This window comes from Thiothrix fructosivorans, assembly GCF_017349355.1.
GTDB classification, from domain to species: domain Bacteria; phylum Pseudomonadota; class Gammaproteobacteria; order Thiotrichales; family Thiotrichaceae; genus Thiothrix; species Thiothrix fructosivorans.
This window is the reverse complement of the sequence record NZ_JAFMPM010000006.1, coordinates 1,367,512-1,386,330: the sequence shown is the minus strand read 5'-3', so window position 1 is coordinate 1,386,330 and position 18,819 is coordinate 1,367,512. Positions and strand designations below refer to the sequence as shown.

General features: G+C 49.1%; 18 protein-coding genes, 3 tRNA genes and 1 CRISPR repeat array. Of the genes, 15 read left to right on the top strand and 6 right to left on the bottom strand.

All coding sequences use genetic code 11. The features are described 5' to 3' along the window. Nucleotides 1–21: 21 nt before the first annotated feature. From J1836_RS10210 to phaE, 5 genes are all read right to left on the bottom strand, one after another. A tRNA-His gene (locus tag J1836_RS10210) sits at nucleotides 22–97 on the bottom strand. A 32-nt stretch (nucleotides 98–129) separates the two neighbouring features. Then, a tRNA-Arg gene (locus tag J1836_RS10205) sits at nucleotides 130–205 on the bottom strand. Between the two features lie 17 nt (nucleotides 206–222). Further along, nucleotides 223–299: transfer RNA gene (locus J1836_RS10200), tRNA-Pro, on the bottom strand. Between the two features lie 109 nt (nucleotides 300–408). Continuing rightward, complete coding sequence (locus J1836_RS10195; protein WP_207250996.1) at nucleotides 409–1,470, bottom strand: class III poly(R)-hydroxyalkanoic acid synthase subunit PhaC; 1,062 nt, start codon at nucleotides 1,468–1,470, stop codon at nucleotides 409–411. A 29-nt stretch (nucleotides 1,471–1,499) separates the two neighbouring features. After that, nucleotides 1,500–2,438: a class III poly(R)-hydroxyalkanoic acid synthase subunit PhaE gene (gene phaE, locus J1836_RS10190; protein ID WP_207250995.1), complete on the bottom strand. Its 939-nt coding sequence runs from the start codon at nucleotides 2,436–2,438 to the stop codon at nucleotides 1,500–1,502. A gap of 188 nt (nucleotides 2,439–2,626) precedes the next feature. Here phaE and J1836_RS10185 point away from each other — a divergent pair, with 188 nt between their 5' ends. The 14 genes from J1836_RS10185 (at nucleotide 2,627) to J1836_RS10120 (ending at nucleotide 16,324) form a co-directional block, all read left to right on the top strand. Next, the gene (locus J1836_RS10185) at nucleotides 2,627–3,811 is read left to right on the top strand and encodes an acetyl-CoA C-acetyltransferase (RefSeq protein WP_207250994.1); all 1,185 of its coding nucleotides are present in this window, start codon (nucleotides 2,627–2,629) and stop codon (nucleotides 3,809–3,811) included. A gap of 25 nt (nucleotides 3,812–3,836) precedes the next feature. Continuing rightward, complete coding sequence (gene phbB, locus J1836_RS10180; RefSeq protein WP_207250993.1) at nucleotides 3,837–4,565, top strand: acetoacetyl-CoA reductase; 729 nt, start codon at nucleotides 3,837–3,839, stop codon at nucleotides 4,563–4,565. 205 nt (nucleotides 4,566–4,770) lie between these two features. Continuing rightward, a complete protein-coding gene (gene phaR, locus J1836_RS10175; RefSeq protein WP_207250992.1) occupies nucleotides 4,771–5,223 on the top strand; it encodes a polyhydroxyalkanoate synthesis repressor PhaR in 453 nt (150 codons plus the stop codon). Between the two features lie 7 nt (nucleotides 5,224–5,230). Beyond that, a complete protein-coding gene (cas6, locus tag J1836_RS10170; RefSeq protein WP_207250991.1) occupies nucleotides 5,231–6,190 on the top strand; it encodes a CRISPR system precrRNA processing endoribonuclease RAMP protein Cas6 in 960 nt (319 codons plus the stop codon). Next, nucleotides 6,191–7,330 (top strand): CRISPR-associated ring nuclease Csm6, encoded by a 1,140-nt coding sequence (csm6, locus tag J1836_RS10165; RefSeq protein ID WP_207250990.1) that lies wholly within the window; start codon nucleotides 6,191–6,193, stop codon nucleotides 7,328–7,330. It abuts the gene before it with no gap. Nucleotides 7,331–7,419: 89 nt separating this feature from the next. After that, nucleotides 7,420–7,746, top strand: coding sequence for a hypothetical protein (locus J1836_RS10160; protein WP_207250989.1), 327 nt, complete (start codon nucleotides 7,420–7,422; stop codon nucleotides 7,744–7,746). A gap of 4 nt (nucleotides 7,747–7,750) precedes the next feature. Then, complete coding sequence (locus J1836_RS10155) at nucleotides 7,751–8,014, top strand: hypothetical protein (protein WP_207250988.1); 264 nt, start codon at nucleotides 7,751–7,753, stop codon at nucleotides 8,012–8,014. 130 nt (nucleotides 8,015–8,144) lie between these two features. Further along, on the top strand, nucleotides 8,145–9,728 hold the full coding sequence (locus J1836_RS10150; protein ID WP_207250987.1) for a Cas10/Cmr2 second palm domain-containing protein: 1,584 nt from the start codon (nucleotides 8,145–8,147) through the stop codon (nucleotides 9,726–9,728). Continuing rightward, the gene (locus J1836_RS10145) at nucleotides 9,725–10,312 is read left to right on the top strand and encodes an RAMP superfamily CRISPR-associated protein (RefSeq protein WP_207250986.1); all 588 of its coding nucleotides are present in this window, start codon (nucleotides 9,725–9,727) and stop codon (nucleotides 10,310–10,312) included. The genes J1836_RS10150 and J1836_RS10145 overlap by 4 nt, the downstream gene beginning before the upstream one ends. Beyond that, nucleotides 10,309–11,820 (top strand): hypothetical protein, encoded by a 1,512-nt coding sequence (locus tag J1836_RS10140; RefSeq protein ID WP_207250985.1) that lies wholly within the window; start codon nucleotides 10,309–10,311, stop codon nucleotides 11,818–11,820. Before J1836_RS10145 ends, J1836_RS10140 begins: the two co-directional genes overlap by 4 nt. Then, the gene (locus J1836_RS10135; protein WP_207250984.1) at nucleotides 11,817–13,298 is read left to right on the top strand and encodes an RAMP superfamily CRISPR-associated protein; all 1,482 of its coding nucleotides are present in this window, start codon (nucleotides 11,817–11,819) and stop codon (nucleotides 13,296–13,298) included. Before J1836_RS10140 ends, J1836_RS10135 begins: the two co-directional genes overlap by 4 nt. Continuing rightward, on the top strand, nucleotides 13,298–13,798 hold the full coding sequence (locus J1836_RS10130; protein ID WP_207250983.1) for a hypothetical protein: 501 nt from the start codon (nucleotides 13,298–13,300) through the stop codon (nucleotides 13,796–13,798). The genes J1836_RS10135 and J1836_RS10130 overlap by 1 nt, the downstream gene beginning before the upstream one ends. After that, a complete protein-coding gene (locus tag J1836_RS10125) occupies nucleotides 13,798–15,915 on the top strand; it encodes a TIGR03986 family type III CRISPR-associated RAMP protein (protein ID WP_207250982.1) in 2,118 nt (705 codons plus the stop codon). The genes J1836_RS10130 and J1836_RS10125 overlap by 1 nt, the downstream gene beginning before the upstream one ends. Nucleotides 15,916–15,958: 43 nt before the next feature. Continuing rightward, nucleotides 15,959–16,324: an HVO_A0114 family putative DNA-binding protein gene (locus J1836_RS10120; RefSeq protein ID WP_207250981.1), complete on the top strand. Its 366-nt coding sequence runs from the start codon at nucleotides 15,959–15,961 to the stop codon at nucleotides 16,322–16,324. 21 nt (nucleotides 16,325–16,345) lie between these two features. Here J1836_RS10120 and J1836_RS10115 read toward each other — a convergent pair whose 3' ends face one another. Further along, a complete protein-coding gene (locus J1836_RS10115; protein WP_207250980.1) occupies nucleotides 16,346–16,528 on the bottom strand; it encodes a PD-(D/E)XK nuclease domain-containing protein in 183 nt (60 codons plus the stop codon). A 210-nt stretch (nucleotides 16,529–16,738) separates the two neighbouring features. Between J1836_RS10115 and csx16 the strand changes: the two genes are divergently transcribed. Then, the gene (gene csx16, locus J1836_RS10110) at nucleotides 16,739–17,032 is read left to right on the top strand and encodes a CRISPR-associated protein Csx16 (RefSeq protein WP_207250979.1); all 294 of its coding nucleotides are present in this window, start codon (nucleotides 16,739–16,741) and stop codon (nucleotides 17,030–17,032) included. Nucleotides 17,033–17,256: 224 nt separating this feature from the next. Next, nucleotides 17,257–18,557: a CRISPR direct-repeat array (repeat unit 36 nt; unit sequence GTTTGAATACCGCCCTGATTTAAAAGGGATTAAGAC). Nucleotides 18,558–18,819 lie beyond the last annotated feature (262 nt).

Here is an 18,819-nt window from a genome sequence, read left to right as displayed (position 1 = left end):
AATATTTGAAGCGGGAAAAAGTGGGGTGGCTGATGGGGCTCGAACCCACGACCACCGGAATCACAATCCAGTGCTCTACCAACTGAGCTACAGTCACCACGGAAAACATTGTCTCTGCTGGGCATCGAATGGCGCGCCCGGCAGGGCTCGAACCTGCAACCTACGGCTTAGAAGGCCGTTGCTCTATCCGTTGAGCTACGGGCGCAAGTAAGAGGTAAAAATTGGTCGGAATAGAGGGATTCGAACCCCCGACCCCCTGTACCCAAAACAGGTGCGCTACCAGACTGCGCTATATTCCGACGTTGATGAAGGATGAATAGGTTGATTCGTTTCCTCAATCAAGAGCGCGAACTATACGGAGTATGAACGCTCACGTCAAGCATCGCATCACTCCATCCTGCAATTTTTTTAGCTACGGGCAGTCAACCACTCACCAATCGCGGGCGGAATCGTCTTTTGCGCTTTGCCGCTGACATAAATACCGATGTGACCGCCTTTGAAAGAGAACTCGGTGTAATCCGCTGTACTGGTTGCACCTTTCAAGGCACGAGACGCAGCCGGTGGTACGAGATGATCCTGTTCCGCAAAGATATTCATGATCGGCGCAGTGATGTTTTTCAGGTCAACCGTGTAATCGCCAATCTGCACTTCGCCTTTCAGCAGCTTGTTTTGCTGGAAAAAGTCCTTGATGAATTGGCGGAAGGTTTCACCCGCCTGATCGGGGCTATCGAAAATCCACTTTTCCATACGCATGAAGTTTTTCAGGTTTTGGCTATCACCCATCACATCCACCATACCGAGGTACTTCTGCCCCATCAATTGGTAGGGCTTTAAGTTGAGGAACGTCCAATTAAGCATTTCGCCCGGAATATTGCCAGTGGTATTGACCAGTTGGTCGATGTCGACGTTTTGTACCCAATGGCTCAGCATATTATCCGGCGTGTGGTAATCCACAGGCGTAACCATCGTAATCAGGTTTTTGACTTTTGCAGAGTGCATGGCGCTATAGCACAAGCTAAACGCCCCACCTTGGCAAATCCCCAACAGGTTGACCGCATCCACGCCATGACGCGCACGGATTTTATCCACGCAATTATCCAAATAACCGTTGAGGTAGTCGTCAATGGTCAAGTAACGATCAGACGCATCGGGGTATCCCCAGTCGATTAGGTACACATCCTGCCCCGCATCCAGCAAGCCTTTAATGGTCGAGCGATTTTCCTGAATATCTGTCATATAAGGACGGTTTACCAATGCGTACACGATCAACAACGGCACGGTATTGGTCGGCTCGTTAGCACCGAGGTAATGCAACAGCTTAAGCTTGTCTTCGGTATACACCACTTCAAACGGCGTAACACCTGTAGAAATCTCACCGACCCCCAGCAGATTGGTCATACCTTGTGCGAGTTTTTCATTGAAGGTTTTAACTTCGTTCAGAATGTCATCTGGACGCATTTGAAACGGCATGTTCGTTCTCCTTGAATATCCAGTTCTGATCAGGCTAGCAACGCATCAACCTTACGGGCGAGTTCCTCAACCTGCTTACGCAGCGCACGATTTTCACGGCGCATGATCTGCTGTTTCTCGAACGCAGCATTCAGTTCTTTGCGACTGGGCAAGTTAGCAGAAGCATACACCGTATCCAGCTCGGCATTGATGCCTTGCTTGAGTTCCATCAACGCATTGACCAAATCACCGTACACCACTTGATACTCATCGGTCATCGCAAATTTGGCATACACCTGTTCGTTGACCTCCACCCACAAGTCATACAATTCACGCACGGAATGGATACTCTGCCCCGCTTGACGCATGGCTTCAACCCGTTCACGCAAGGCTTGCACGGATTCCAACCCTTGTTTGGCGAAGGCTTTCAGATAATCATCCATCGCATCCTGATAGTTACCGCCCAGTTTTGCCAAGGCTTGCAAACGTTCTTGCGATTCGCGGTTGAAACCAACGGAAGGGGTAGCCAGCATTTTATTGAGTTGCTCACTCCAATTAGCGGAGGGCTGCACGGATTGCATCCCCATGCTATTGAGCACACGCTGCCAGCTATCCAGTGCTGACTGACCCACGCCAAAACCGTGCGTATTAAAAGGCTGCCGGAAGCCCGTTTCCAGCGCATCCATACACGCGGTGATGGTATCGTTACCGGACTTACCCGCTTGTTGGGAGTTGTAAGCATTTTCAGCAAGATTCATGTAAATCTTGCCCATTTCGACCATGCGTTGGAAAGCATCGGTGGATGCGCCGGGGGCGGAGTGTGGGCTAACGGCTTTCCACCATTGTTCTAGACTTTGTGTCCACGCAGAGGTCGCCATGGCGGGTTGAGCATTCATTTGCCCCATTTTTGACAGATCTGACCAAGCATCCCAATAACGACGTTGGGCATCAGACCAATTTCTCATCATTTCTTCGGACCACTCTGCCATTATAGTACCCACCCTCCGCGTATAAAAACATTGCCTTTTCAGAGCTTAACATGCTATTTTGTGCGTCGCAACAATGTTGACATTCCCGTATTTCATGGCTTGCCAACCCAATACTTATCAGCTTATTGTTGACATCTTGCACATATATCATAAAGTTTGAGCTATTTTACACCCTAGGAGAACGCTTCATGCGTGAAGATATTGTTATCGTAGCCGCTGGCAGAACTGCACTTGGTACTTTCGGCGGTTCACTTGCCGCCATCCCTGCTTCTGAACTCGGCGCAACCGTCATCAAAGGGCTATTGGAACGTTCTGGTTTGAAACCTGAACAAATCAATGAGGTTATTTTAGGTCAAGTTTTGACGGCAGGCGTGGGGCAAAATCCAGCACGTCAAGCGGTTTTATCGGCTGGTTTACCCGTTGAAGTCCCCGCGATGACAATCAACAAAGTCTGCGGCAGTGGCTTGAAAGCCGTTCACTTAGCGTATCAAGCTGTGGCTTGTGGCGATGCGGACATCGTGATTGCGGGTGGTCAGGAAACCATGAGCGCTTCCGCACACGTCCTGCCCAACTCACGTAACGGTCAGAAAATGGGCGACTGGAAAATGGTCGACACCATGATTAAAGACGGTCTTTGGTGTGCCAGCAATGATTATCACATGGGCATGACCGCTGAAAATATCGCCAGTCAATACGGTTTCAGCCGTGAAGCGCAAGACGAATTCGCCGCTAGCTCGCAACAAAAAACTGAAGCAGCACAAAAAGCGGGCGCATTCAACGATGAAATTATCCCCGTCGTGATCCCCCAGCGTAAAGGCGAGCCACTGGTCTTCAATACGGACGAATTCCCACGCGCTGGCACCACCGCTGCATCCCTCGGCAAACTGCGCCCTGCGTTCAAGAAAGACGGCACGGTTACAGCGGGCAACGCTTCCGGCATCAACGACGGCGCGGCGGCAGTCATCGTCATGACAGCATCCAAAGCGGCTGAACTGGGTTTGACCCCGATGGCACGCATCGTGGCTTTCTCTAGCGCAGGCGTTGACCCGGCGATCATGGGTACTGGCCCTATCCCTGCGACCACCAAGTGCTTGGAAAAAGCCGGTTGGAGCGTGGCGGATCTCGACATGATCGAAGCAAACGAAGCCTTCGCGGCGCAAGCGATGTCAGTTAACGAAAGCCTCGGTTTTGACCTGAGCAAAGTGAACGTCAGCGGTGGCGCGATTGCGTTGGGTCATCCGATTGGTGCATCCGGTGCGCGGGTACTGGTCACGCTGTTGCACGGCATGAAGCGTACGGGCGCGAAAAAAGGTCTGGCAACCCTGTGTATCGGCGGTGGTCAAGGCGTTGCATTGGCAGTTGAAGCGATTTAATGACACTTTTAAGAGGAGAAACGATATGAGTAAAGTTGCACTGGTAACAGGTGGTACGGGCGGTATTGGCAATGCGATTTGCAAACAATTCGCTGCTGATGGTTACAAAGTTGTCACCACGTATTTCGAGCCAGAAGAGCAAGCCAAAGCATGGCAAGCGAAACAAGATTATGAAGTGGCTATCTATCCTTGTGACGTCAGCAACTATGACGATTGCGCGAAACTGAAAGCCTCTGTCATTGCGGATTTCGGTCAGGTTGACATTATTGTTAACTGCGCGGGCATTACCCGTGATGCAACCTTCAAGAAAATCACGCCAGCGCATTGGGCGGCGGTCATGAAAACCAACCTTGACAGCGTGTTCAACGTGACTCACCAGTTCGTGAACGAAATGGCTGACCGTGGCTTTGGGCGCGTCATCAACATTTCTTCCATCAATGGTCAGAAAGGTCAGTTTGGTCAAACCAACTACAGCGCTGCGAAAGCAGGCGTACACGGTTTCAGCATGGCACTGGCGCAAGAAGTGGCACGCAAAGGTGTAACTATCAACACCTTGTCACCGGGTTACATCGCGACTGAAATGGTTATGGCCATTGCCGAAGACGTGCGTAACAAAATTATTGCACAAATTCCGGTCGGTCGTTTGGGCACACCAGAAGAAATGGCAGCCATCGTTTCCTTCTTAGCATCGGATAAAGCGGGCTTCATTACGGGCGCGAATATCTCTGCTAACGGCGGTCAATTCATTCACTAAGGTGATTGAGGGTGGCGTAGAGAGGCAAGATTTTGCGTCTCTACGCTCCGCCTACCCCCAAAAATTCACTGCTTTTGTGCATTGCCAGACTGTTTTTGTGTGCATAACCAAACGTTAAGCGATAAAATCCTAGAGAGAAGCTGCCACACACCATGCAGCCCGTTGATTTTATTTGTTTCATCACAGCAGCACTGACGAAGATCTTATGGCCGAAGAACGCATTATCAAGAAATACCCGAATCGCCGTTTGTACGACACCACCCAAAGTTGTTACATCACGTTGAGCGACGTGCGCGATTTGGTACTGGCGGAAACGCCTTTCAAAGTCATTGACCGCCAATCCGGTGATGACATTACCCGCAGTATCTTGCTGCAAATCATTATGGAACAGGAGTCGGGCGGGCAACCGTTATTCAGCGCCGACATTCTGGAACAATTCATCCGCAACTACAGCGATACCACCCGCAAAGGTTTCATGGAATACATGGAGCAAAGCGTCGGGCTATTTACGAGCCAACAAGTGGCAGTACGCGAACAAATGCACAAAATACTCGCCGGTACGCCGCTGGATGCATGGATGAAAGTCGGCGAACAAAATATGCAAACTTGGAAGAAAATGCAGGAAAGCATTCTAGGGAATTTACAGCCGAAGAAGTAAGGTTGTCATGCCTGACTTTAGCCTACCTATCGCCCGTTACCGTTTTACCCTGCGGGCGTTGACTACCATCCAATTTCCTGCTTATGCTGGCTCGACGTGGCGCGGCGCATTTGGTCACGCGTTGCGGCGCACGGCGTGCATTACGCGTGAGCCAGAATGTACGCAGTGTTTATTAGCGCGTGCTTGCGTGTACCGACAGGTGTTTGAAACACCTGCCCATCAAGAACCGTTACTGGAAAAAGTCAGCACTGCCCCCCACCCTTATATTATGCAGCCGTTGGCAACATCGGGGCGGCAGTATATGCCGGGGGATACGTTTCATCTGGAATTGACTTTATTGGGCACGGCGATTGGGCATTTGCCGTATTTGATCCATGCGTTGCAGCAGGTGGGGGAACGTGGGGTTGGTAAAGGCGATGGGCGTTACGCACTGGTGACGGTGGCGCAGGAAACGCTGCTGGGGGCGGGTGCGTGGCACACGATTCTGGCGGCAGGAGGCCGTTTGCAGGCATTGCCGGGGGTTGTGCCAGTGATTCCGCCGATGCCGAAACGGGTGCGAGTGCAGTTGCAAACGCCGTTGCGCTTGTTGCAGGAGGGAACGCCAATACGCAGCAGTCGGTTTAGTTTTCAGCTATTGATGAATACCTTGATGCGGCGGATTACGTTGTTGCACGCGTATCATGCGGGGGCTAGGCTGGAGGCGGACTTTAAGGCATTGAGCCAGCGGGCAGCCGCCGTGCCAGTGTTGGCGGCAGCGTTGCAGTGGCATGAGTGGGCGCGTTATTCCAACCGTCAGCAAAATAAGGTGCAAATGGGCGGGCTGGTCGGCAACTTTACGCTGGCATTGGATGGGCTGGACGATTTTTGGGCGTGGTTGTGGTTGGGGCAATGGGTACACGCGGGTAAGGGGGTAGTGATGGGCATGGGCGGGTATACGCTCGACTGCTATGTAGAAGAAGCAGCGTAATTGAAAAAACAACTCGACCCCACCTTGCCCCACACCTACCCGCGTCGCATCTTGCTCGCGGTCGCTGCCAATTCCCCGCAAATTGTCACCGAAACCTATTACGCACTCGCACGCCAAACTGACCCGCCGTGGTTACCCACCGAAGTACACGTCATCACCACCTTGCGCGGGGCAGAATATGTACGCGCCGGTTTGTGCACCACGCACCAAAACGAGCTGAGCAAGTTATGTACGGATTACGCCCTGCCCCCGCCTGCTTTTGACGCAAGCCACATTCACCTGATCACCGATGCACGCGACACCGCGTTGGACGATGTACGCAGCGGCATGGATAATACCCACGCCGCCGATTTCATTACCCGCACGGTACGCCACTTTACCGCTGACCCGCACACCAGTTTGCACGTTTCGCTGTCGGGCGGTCGCCGCACTATGACGTATTACATCGGTTATGCACTGTCGTTGTTCGGTAGGGCGCAAGACCGCCTCAGCCATGTGCTGGTGGAAGACGAGTATTATTTCAATCACGAATTCTATTACCCGCCCCCGCGTCCCGTGTGGGTGGTGCGCGAAGATGGTTCAGGTTTCGACGCGGCGAGCGTGGCAGTCACGCTGGCAGATATTCCCTTCGTGCGTTTGCGGGAAGGCTTGCCGACGGAATTATTGGAAGGTAATCGCACCTTCAGCGCCACCATCAGCACGGCGCAACGGCGCTTCGACCCGCTGCATGTACACCTGAATTGGCATCGTGCCCAGTTACATTGCGGCGGGATTGCCATCTCCATGCCGCCAGTACAACTGGCGTTTTATGCGTGGATGCTGCAACGCCATGCACAAAACCAGCCCCCCGTGCATTGGACAACGCAGGAAACGCCCGATTTAGCCGTGCAATTTCTGGACGTTTACACACGCTTGCACGGGCAAACTGGCAGCTACGAACAAGTGGCACAAGCCTTGCGCGAGGGTATCACCAAGCCGTGGTTTGAAGAGCGAAAATCCCACACTCACAAAGTACTGAAAAAGATCCTGGGGCAAGCAGCAGCAGAACCTTATTTGATTCAAGCACATGGCACAAAACCGCGTACTCGCTTTGGTTTGGGCTTACCGAGCGATGTGGTGGACTTTACGCACGAACCTTAACGAAATGTGACCGCCATCACGGCACACCACGCCATTATTCAGGAATAATCCAGTACGGTCTTACGTCGGGCAAATTTCGGGGGCTAGTCATGGATATTCTCAGCATTTTATTTCTCTTGTTGCTAGGCGCTGCGGCAGGCTCGTGGCTGGGTCACTACAGCGGCTACCGCGAAGGGCTGGTCAAAGGCAAAAACGATGGTGTCAAAGAAGGCATGAAAGAGTACATGCGCAAAGAGCTGATTGAGTCCAAAACCATTGGCGGCACATACAACGTGGAAGCCTTATGCAAAGCTCGCGAAGAATTGCAAGGTGCGCTCAAACCCAAGCAGAATAAAGCCAAAGAATCCTCGTGGTTAAGCTGGATTGTTTTTCTCGCGCTGTTGGTGTGGGCAACACACGGGTTGTTATCCCCGTAGCGTGATGGCAATCACAGCACGTTGCACGTTGATCGACCATAATAAGCTGTATCAATCGTTGCTAACTTCAGGGGAATTGCGTATGGGCTTATGGGTATTAGGTATCTGGGTACGTCGTTGGGCAACGGCAGCACTCACCACCTTCGATCACACGTTTTTGGCGGCACCTCCGCAACCACCCGTGACGGCACGCACACCCACGGCAGCGCAAGGCTGGTTGGTGGCGTTAGAGGCTGCCAGCAGAGGTTGGAATAGCTGGCATTCCTAGAGAGATAACTCCCCCCGCCGATATTTGACAAGCTTGTCGTTGGTGACAGATGGTTCTGTATTAGTTAATACTCACAAGTATAAATTTATTGCATCAACGGCAAAGGGCATTTTACCTAAAGGGGACACTTGTGACTTATTCGTATCTATTTGAAGCGAAGTCGATCCAATCATACATCTTCGCCACCAACAAACTCAAAGAAATCATCGGTGGTAGCGAACTAATCGAGCAACTGACTGCTAATCACGGTTTGTTAAAACAAACATTACTCTCATTGGGTTTGGAGGAAGGCAAAGACATCGAGCTTTCCCGTTGTGGCGGTGCTGCTTTCTACGCTTTCAGTGAAAACAAAGCAGCTATCGACAAACTTGCCACCCTTTGGTCTTTGGTATTTCGCCGGTACGCGCCAGACATGGAATTCATCCACGCAAAAGCAGAAGGCAAAACCTCTATTGATGCATTCCAAAAAGCCCATACCACCTTGATGGCTGACCGCAACCACCCGAAAGTGAAATTGCCACAAGCCGGAGTGTATACCCGCCGCTTTGCCCGCACGGGTGAACCTGTCAGCTCATCAGTCCGAGTTGGCAAAGAGAGTGAACAGGTTGACCTGATTACCGCCAGAAAACGAGACTTCGCCAAGAGTACGGCACTGATTGAGCGGGTCAAGAAAGACTCCCAACGGAATGAATGGCCGGTCAATCTCACCCCTGAAGAGGATGATGACAAAGATTTCCCATTCCACGACAACCGCTTAATTGGTTTGATCCATGCGGATGGTAATGGCTTCGGGCAATTGCTGATGGATTTGAAAGGCAGCGTTGATAAAGGCGTCATTACGGATAAACAGTATATTCCGGTATTTCGTGATATTTCCGAGTCCATCAAGCGGGCAACAGAAGCAGCAGCAGAACAGGCGGTGACTGAAACATTAGTCATGGAAAGGGGTTTATACCCTGCTCGTCCTATCGTGTTAGGTGGCGATGATCTGACCATGATTGTGCGGGCTGATCTTGCATTACCGTTTACACAAGCCTTCCTGAAGGCATTTGAACAAGAGAGCCAGAGTCAATTTGATCAACTCAGAAACCGTTATTCAAATCTCAAGGACATCCTTCCTGCAAAGTTGACTGCGTGCGCGGGCATTGTTTACGCCAAATCCAGCCAACCATTCTCACTGCTGCACGATCTAGCAGAAGGTTTGTGTAAACACACCAAAACAATTGCCAAACAATCAGACAATCTACTGGACGGAAAACAAGTACCGTCTTCGCTGACGTTCTATCGTGTGACCACCTCTTTGATTGATGACTTCAAAGACATTATCAAGAATGAGTTAACCACTGGAAACATTTGCTTGAGCCGTGGTTGTTATACGCTAGAAACGCATAGCAAATTGCCTAACCTGACAGATTTGCTGGCGTTGCAAGCCTTTTTGGCGAAGTCTGAAGTCTCCCAAGGTGCATTGCGTCAGGTCACAGGCTTGTTGCACCAATCACCAGAACAGGCACAAAGCCGTTATCGTCGCTGGAAAGAAGTGATGATTGATCGTGAACCCAAAGACTGGGAAACATTCAATTCCCTGTTCAAGCAGCTCAGTGAGCCAAAAGCCGACTTTGACGTAAACCAACCACAAGCCGTGCCATTTGAAGATGTGCTGTCACTCAGTTCCGTCGGCAATAACATGAATCCAACGCAGGGGGAACGGGCATGAGCTACCAACTCAAAATTGATATTCAAAGCTATTGGCATCCCGGTACGGGTAGCGGTCGTGGAAGTGATGTGGATGCTGTTACCCATCGTGATAAAGATGGCTTGCCCTTGCTGCCGGGGAAAACGCTTAAAGGCATTTTGCGCGATGCCGTTATGCGCTGGGAACAATTCACCCAAGCCAGCAATCAACCACAGCCAACCTTGGCAGAACAATTGTTTGGCGCGAAAGCTGATGCCGATGAAAAGTGGCGAGGTTCAGTGCGCGTGAGTGATGCCGTGTTAGCTGATGACATCCGTTATTACTTGCTTAAAGACAAGAGCCTATTAACCGGGTTGTACCGCAACATCCACGCCACCGCCATCAAGCACGAAACCGGTACAGCAGTAGATCAAAGCCTGCGCGGTATGGAAGTCATCGTGCCGCTAACCCTATACGCGACACTGGATGAAGTCCCGAACGCCCCGCATCAAGTCGCCAACTGGTACAAAGCGATTGAGCAAACGCTTGGCCTGATTCAGGCAGTGGGTGCGCACCGTACACGCGGCTTAGGTCGTGTCGTCGTCACGCTGGAGGTTAAAAAATGAAAACACTGGATTTAGTGATTACCTTGCTAGACGACTGCATTTTCAGTGAACGCAACGCCACCGAAGGCGCACATCAGGCACTGGATTATATTCCGGGTGGTGCGTTATTGGGTGCTGTGGCAGCACGGCTTTATTCGGGTATGCCACCAGCACAAGCCTTTGACTGGTTTCATTCCGGCAAAATGCGCTTTGGCAATGCCTACCCGTTAACCACAAACCGGCAACGAACTTTCCCCATGCCTGCCTGCTGGCATCAAGCTAAAGGCAAAAGCCCTATTGAGGGAGACAAGATTGAGGCTGGTAAAGTTTGGCGATTGGATAAGCGCGAGAACAACGCATTGCCGGAGAACCAACAACCCCAGCAGTTACGGTCTGGCTATTTGGCGCTGGATGGGCAGTTGGCTGAAACACACAAATCCTTCCGCATGAAAACCGCCATTGATGCGGAGAAAGGTCGGGCAAAAGATTCTGCCTTGTTTGGTTACGATGCGCTGCAAGCAGGACAGCGTTTTTACGCACAAATCAGTTGTGATGATGCCATGACTGCGGCAGACATGGCTAAATTGGAAACCGTACTGAAACAGCCGCTGCTGTTAGGTCGTTCGCGCAGTGCCGAATATGGTCGGGCTACCATTGAAATACTCAAAACGTCGCAATCCCTACCCTCAGACAAAACAGCCAGCAAAGAAATCACCCTCTGGCTGCTCTCCGACCTGATGACTTTGGACGAACACGGTCAACCGACTTTATCCCCCGCACCTCAGCATTTAGGTTTGCCCAAAGGTAAGCTGATTGCGGAAAACAGCTTCCTGCGTACCCGCCGCTACTCCACTTGGAACGCCCACAAGCAGGGTTATGAGATGGAACGGCAAGTGATCTGCAAAGGCAGCGTGCTGGTGTTTAAGCTGAATGATGGTGAAACACTAACCGATAAACATATCCAACAAATTGCTTCTGGCTTGGGTGTGGAACGGCAAGCAGGCTTGGGGCAAGTGTGGTTAAACCCACCGTTGCTAACGGGTGAAAAACCCCAATTCGCAACACCAGCTCCTCTCATAAGCAAGCCGACAGAACATAAAGAACCAGCAAAAAAACCTGAGCTAATCGCATGGCTGGAAGCACAACAGACTCAGAAAGTGAGCAAACAAGGTTTTGCAAAAGAAGCCAAGCAGATTGCACGCGGCTACCAAACATTAATGAAGAGTGTGCGCGAGCTGAAAGGTCTGGATACCAGTGTGCATGTCGGGCCTTCACATAGCCAATGGGGTGCTGTATTAGCTGCTGCTAAAAGCCGTGGCGATCTGCAAATCTTTATGAATGCCACCGATGGCTCTTTCAAACCTAGAGGCGAAGGTTGGAAAGATGAGTTTTGGCAAGGTGAACAGCTAGTGAGTTTTTATAACTGGTTTAGGAATCACTATCAGCAACAATCCAGCCCACAATACATTCAGCACTTGGTACGCGAAATCATGGCAAAGCTGAAAAACGATAAAGGAGGCCGGGCATGAAACCACAACAATCCGTTTTTCACATTGCCCGTGTGACATTGGAAACCGTTACCCCTTTGTCGATAGCATCGGGCAAAGCCAACGGCGTATTCGATACCAGTCTGGTGATGGATGCCAACGGTTTACCCACTATTCCCGGCTCCAGCCTAACGGGTGTGTTACGCCATTTGTATCAAGCCGAATACGGTAAGTCGGGTGCAGATCAGGTATTCGGTTATCAGAGCAAGGAAAAAAGTGAAGACAGCCAACCGTCGCGCATACAGGTGTCGTGGGGTTGTATTCAAGACAGCAAAGGCAAAGCCGTTCAAGGCTTATGCTTGGGGGATAAACGCAAATCCATCGAGAACGACCTGATTCTGAAGGTGGCGATGGGGTTAGCTGATGCCCCCACCAGCCGCGACCGGGTAAGGCTCAACCACAAAGGAGCCAGTGCAGACAAGGGTAAATTTGACCGTGCTGTATTACCGGCGGGTTATCGTTTTAGCGTGGAGTTTTCCCTGTGGAGCGATGAAGCGCATGACGCACAATGGGAACGGGTACTGGAATTATTGAATCACCCCTTGTTCCGTTTGGGCGGCTCAACCCGCGCAGGCTTGGGCAAGTTGAGAATGATCGAAGTGCAAGAGCTGGTCAGCGACCTTTCACAGGAATCGGGTAGAAAAGCATTCACGGCGATGAAGCGTGATGTGAATGATTGTACTGGTTTCGAGCTATATAACTTGCCTGTATGGCAGTCAGACGAAAAGGTTGTTACGGCAACGCTTACCCTGAAACCCAATAGCTATTGGCGTATCGGTCAGGGTGAGAAGCCTAATCTGGCAGACAGCAATGGTAAAACCGCTGACCTGCTGCCCAAGCTGGAACAACGTATCAGTTGGAACCAGCAACATCAGGCGGAGCCTGCTACCGAAAAGCTGTTAATTCCCGGCTCTTCGGTGAAAGGTGCGCTATCACACCGAATCGCCTTCCATGCCAACCGCTTCAGTGAGCAACCCCGCTGGGCTGATGACATGACTGAGGATGAGCTGAATGCTTACGACAAGTCAGAACACTGTGAAGCCGTCAAAGAATTATTCGGGTTTGCCAATGATGAGCAACGTGAAGATAAGCATAAAGGACAAGCAGGTCATGTTCTGATTGATGATGCTTACCGTGAGTTTTCCAACACCGACTTGCAAATCATCATGCACAACTCGATTGACCGTTTCTCTGGCAGTGTGCGTGACCATATGCTGTTTTCCGAGGAAATGGTGTGGGGTATAGATGAGAAAGGGGATAAAAAACTTGTGGAATTACAGTTGACCATCAAAAAAGACGGCAAGATTTCCAGCGTGGCGAAGCAAGCCTTGCAACAGGCTTTGGCTGATTTGTATGAGGGGCGTTTGGCTTTGGGGGCAGGTGTTTCCAAAGGACACGGTTTATTTACCGGCACGATTGAATGGTCAGATGATGGCAAATGGATTGGGGGGAAAGCCTGATGAATGCACAAGATATTTTGAAACAGTATGAAGGGCTGCGTAGATCCATGCCGGATGCGAAGCTGCCTGCATTAGAAGCTGATGCTTACCAGTTGGTGGTAACACCGCATAGCATGGATACCGTGGAAAAAGTCTATGCGGCATTGGATCGTTTTAATCCCGTTACTGGCTGGATCGGCTATCAATCAGGCAATCAGCATTTCAACAATCAGCCCTTGGAAATCAAAGCCGATTACGGTCAGTTACTGAACGCTGAAGTGACCAATGGCAATGGCGCTTCTTTGCATGTGCGTTACAACGGTAATGGCGGCTGGGTCGTGACGGAATATCGCTATTCGGCAGGCAATGCCTACTTGGCTGACAAGGTTCGACATGTTGCTTCATTCGACAAGGACGGCAACACCACCTTGCAGTATTTGCGGTTTTGGCAGGAAAAGGACGGTGCGCTGGGCGTGAATCCTGTGTTTGCTTGTTTTGTAGGTTTTGGAGGTAAAGCGTAATGGATCAGATCAATGCACCCTATAATTTTGTGCCGCTTTCCGACAAGGTTGTTATTCCTGAATGGGGTGACAAGGTTTCGCATGACTTGCCGTTTCGGGATGGGGTGAGCGGGGAGTTGGAGCTGACGATTACCGCCAAAACTGACATTTTAGTAGGCGGAACGCAAAACAATGGACACGTTCACTTTTTCCAGACACCTGATGGAAAATATACTATTCCCGGCTCTAGCTTGCGGGGGATGTTCCGCAATGTGATGGAGATTGCCACCTTCTCACGCATGAGTGCTGTAGACGAAAAGAGTTATGGGTTACGTGATATTTCCAAGTCAGGCAATGTATACCAAAGTCGTGTTACTGGTGCTGGCAAGGTAAAAACTGGCTTTCTGAAAATGTCTAATAAGAAGATCACTCTTATTCCTTGCGACATGGCACGCTTAGACCATCGTGATTTAGAAGACTGGTTGCCAAGGAGAGATACAAGAAGTCCTATCTTTACCAGCAATCGGCACAAACGTGTCAGTGATAAATATCAGCATTGGAAAACTCTTACGGCAAGCATAACTGCCACAGATGGTAGTTTCTTGTGTGATATAGAAAAAGTTACTACAGAGTATGTGACAGAGCATCGGGTTTTTAAGATTGGTTCTGGAGAAATCACGGCTTATCCAGTTTTTACTGGTCAAATATCAGATTGCACACAGGGTAGAACAGATGAAGAGAAAGCTAAGAAGAAACACAAAGATTTCGTGTTCTACAACCAGCAACCTGAAAAAGCTATTGACGTAAATGCTTATGACCGTAACGCATGGAAAGACTTTTTGTTCATCCATCATGATGTGGAAGAAAGTTCTAATACAGATATGTCGTGGCCTAATTACTGGCGCGGCGAGTTCCGGGCTGGTCGTCAAGTACCTGTATTCTACTTACAATCTGACCCAACCGCAGAAACTGGGCGCTTGCAAATTGGCTTAGCTTACTTGCCTAAACTGGCTGGCGATTTTTCCATTTATGACATGATTCGCCATACCAGTGATCAACATTTGCAAGAAAAAGGCTTTGATTTCACTTCATTGGTATTTGGGCGTGTTGGTAAAGAGCCTGATGATGCTTTGAAAGGGCGTGTGTATTTTGAACCTGCTATCTTGCAGGGCGACGCAACTCCTGTGCCTAATCCCCCCCCAACCATTCTCAACGGAGCAAAACCGAGCTACTTCCCTAATTACATCAAGCAAACTACTACTTCGGAAGGAAATAAATTAGCTACTGGTAAAAACTATGCGACTTATCTCCTCACTGATGAGAATCAGAACCCTCAAATTCGCGGCTGGAAGCGTTACCCTGCCCGACCTGAATACAAACCTGAACCGGTTCCAGCAGGTAACGACAACACCAATGTCCAGACACGTTTGCATGTACTTCCCAAAGATACGCTGTTCAAGAGCCGTGTCATATTTCATAATTTGAAGCCTGAGGAATTAGGGGCATTACTTTGGTCTATTCATCTGGAAGGTCATCGGCATGGACTGGGAATGGGTAAATCATTTGGTGCTGGTCAAGTCACTGTAGATATTGGTTGGGATGCACAAAAATTAGTGTGTAACGATCCTAATAACTCTGTCGATGATCAAAAAATTTATTCCAGCAAATTCATGGCTTATATAGAAAAGCGGCTTGGCGGACAAAAATGGAATGACACGGAACAAGTAAGATCATTATTGGCAATGACTTATGCTGAAGATGTTACAAAACGCTTCAAAGGCAAATTAGAGCATATGAAGTTAAAAGATGAAAACGGAAAAAATCAGTTTGTTATAGCCAAACAAGCCACGCCACCACTTGTTTTAGCTGCTTACGACACTTCACCAATCAAGCATGTACCGACGTATGAGGAAAAAAATGAGGTTTGGGAAAACGCCAAAATCCAGTATGACCCCAGTAAATCAACATTGACCGCAACGACATCGCAGGGCAAAGCGACGATCACTGGCGATGAAGCCAAGAGTTTAATGAGTACCTTATTGGGTGGTGATCAGAATAAGGCCAAGAAGAATCAATTGCTGAAATCAGTTTCTGTTGAAGGCAGGGGTAACGCTATAAAAATCAAAGCATTTATGTAGCATAGGACTTTACACACCCTACACCCAACAGCATGATGTTCAAATGAAAACCCTGAACATCCACCTCAATCACCCCGCCGAGCGTGCATTAGACACCTTCGGCGCAACCCTGCAACAGCTCGAAGCAGGTCAAGCCTTCGTGCCGCATTTCAGCATCGGCTTTGAAACCGTGCCTCAGTTTGCCAAGGTCTTCACCCCCAAACGCTGGGAGTTGATCAGCGAACTCAAGAAACTCGGCGCGGTTTCCATCTACGAGCTGACAAAGCGACTGGATCGGCATTACCGCAATGTGCATCAGGATGTTGCTCTACTCAGCGAATGGCTGGTGATCAAGAAAGACGAACACGGCAAAGTTTTCGTGCCTTGGGATGAGATTGATGTGCGGTTGCCCTTACAGGCTGCTGCGTAATTTGTCGGACTGAAGTCCGACCTACAGCCCTTCGCTTTTCCACTCCTCCACCGTCTTCGCCTCACTGCTAAAATTAACGCCGACCAACACCTTCGGGCGTGGGTCGGCACTTTTATTCAGCTTGAACTCGACCACGTAAATATGCGGCGGGGTTTTTACCACGCAATCCAGCCGTCCGTCATTGGTGTTGACTTCACTATTCATTTTCAGCTTGATCCTCCATACATTACTACAATAACAGGGTGTTTTTAAGTTAAGAGGTAATGGTTATGTCAACACGGTCAAGAATAAAGCTAATGCACAATGGCGTGGCTTTCGGTGATGCGCTCAGTATAACATGACAAGCTTGCCAACCTCGCGCCCCTCCTTGCCCTGCTTTACACTGGGCGCTTTCCAAAACAATGCAGGAAACAGATGACGACTTACTTTATTTCTCGCCATGCTGGCGCGGTGGACTGGGCAGAATCGGAGGGCTTTCATGTCGATGCGCGGCTGGCGCATTTCGATGTGGCTATTGTGCAAGCGGGTGATCGGGTGCTGGGCACATTGCCGATCAATTTGGTGGCGGAGGTGAATGCACGCGGTGGTACGTATTTCCATCTGACGCTGGAGTTACCATCCGATGCGCGGGGCAAAGAGCTGACGGCGGCGGATATGCGTACCTACGGGGCGCGGTTGGAAGGCTATGCGGCTCAGAAACAGGTTTGATTAAAACAATAGCTTTAGTGGTTGTTTTTGCTTATAATAGCTGCAACAGGTAACAAGATTTGCCTGTGTTCTTTGACAATTTATGATGCTGTATATTGCTAGAAATATAGTCTTCAAGTATCCAAACGACGTGAGCCAAAATGCTAACTTTTCAAAGCCGATTTGATGTCAAAATTCATACACCGCAAGTTGTTGAAACCAAAGCGTTTCCGACGAACGGCGGGGTTTGAATACCGCCCTGATTTAAAAGGGATTAAGACGTATCATCCATGCCCAGTGTGCGAAACATATTTTTGTTTGAATACCGCCCTGATTTAAAAGGGATTAAGACCGCAGCATTGAGGTCGCTTCTTCTAATCCATGGGGTTTGAATACCGCCCTGATTTAAAAGGGATTAAGACCCAGTCGGACACAGCCTAAACGGCTAGGGCTTAGTTTGAATACCGCCCTGATTTAAAAGGGATTAAGACGCATCCGCCTCCAGCTCCCGCTGTTCGGACGTTGTTTGAATACCGCCCTGATTTAAAAGGGATTAAGACCTAAGTGGATGATAGACATATCGTTCCCCATGGGTTTGAATACCGCCCTGATTTAAAAGGGATTAAGACTCTGTGGCTTTAGAAGGACGGATATAATCTAAATCGTTTGAATACCGCCCTGATTTAAAAGGGATTAAGACCTAGACTTCGTCAGTTCTTCGAGCTCGGCTTCAAGGTTTGAATACCGCCCTGATTTAAAAGGGATTAAGACTTTTACAACACCGAGACTATTACCGTCAACAATAGTTTGAATACCGCCCTGATTTAAAAGGGATTAAGACTGTGTCTATGGATATACCTTAGCACGGACATACCGTTTGAATACCGCCCTGATTTAAAAGGGATTAAGACAAACCTTCCAATGACCATTGTGGGGTCTTGTGTCGTTTGAATACCGCCCTGATTTAAAAGGGATTAAGACATTACTAAAAGTAAAGACATAATCTTTTTCATAACGTTTGAATACCGCCCTGATTTAAAAGGGATTAAGACCCCCAGAGTCACCCAGATAAGGAAATAAACTACGGTTTGAATACCGCCCTGATTTAAAAGGGATTAAGACAGGTAAACAACATACTATATTGTTTTCTTTAACAGTTTGAATACCGCCCTGATTTAAAAGGGATTAAGACTTTACTACGCAACCGGGAGAAGCTACAACAGCCGGTTTGAATACCGCCCTGATTTAAAAGGGATTAAGACCCAATGGGCATTGACGCAACAGAAGATGCTCCAGGTGTTTGAATACCGCCCTGATTTAAAAGGGATTAAGACTTAGCGATAGTGTAGACACCTGCGTTTTCAAAAGCCGTTTGAATACCGCCCTGATTTAAAAGGGATTAAGACAGTGGAGCTGCGCTTTCAATTACAGAAGCAATGGTTTGAATACCGCCCTGATTTAAAAGGGATTAAGACACCTGTATTCGGGGTAGTAGCTCAAGAAGATGACTGTTTGAATACCGCCCTGATTTAAAAGGGATTAAGACGTTCTCTTTCAGCATCTTTTAGTCTGAACCATGATTTTCAGAATTAAAGGCTTGCCATGATAAGAATACATGCCGTAATCCTACTAATCCTTTAATCCTTTAATCCTTTAATCCTTTAATCCTTTAATCCTTTAATCCTTTAATCCTTTAATCCTTTAATCCTAAAAATTCCAGTTCAAGACAAACGATCCAGACGATGCTTGCTGAATATTTGTATGCACACTAATTGTAAGGGTGTGTTATTGTATGTACAATAATTCAG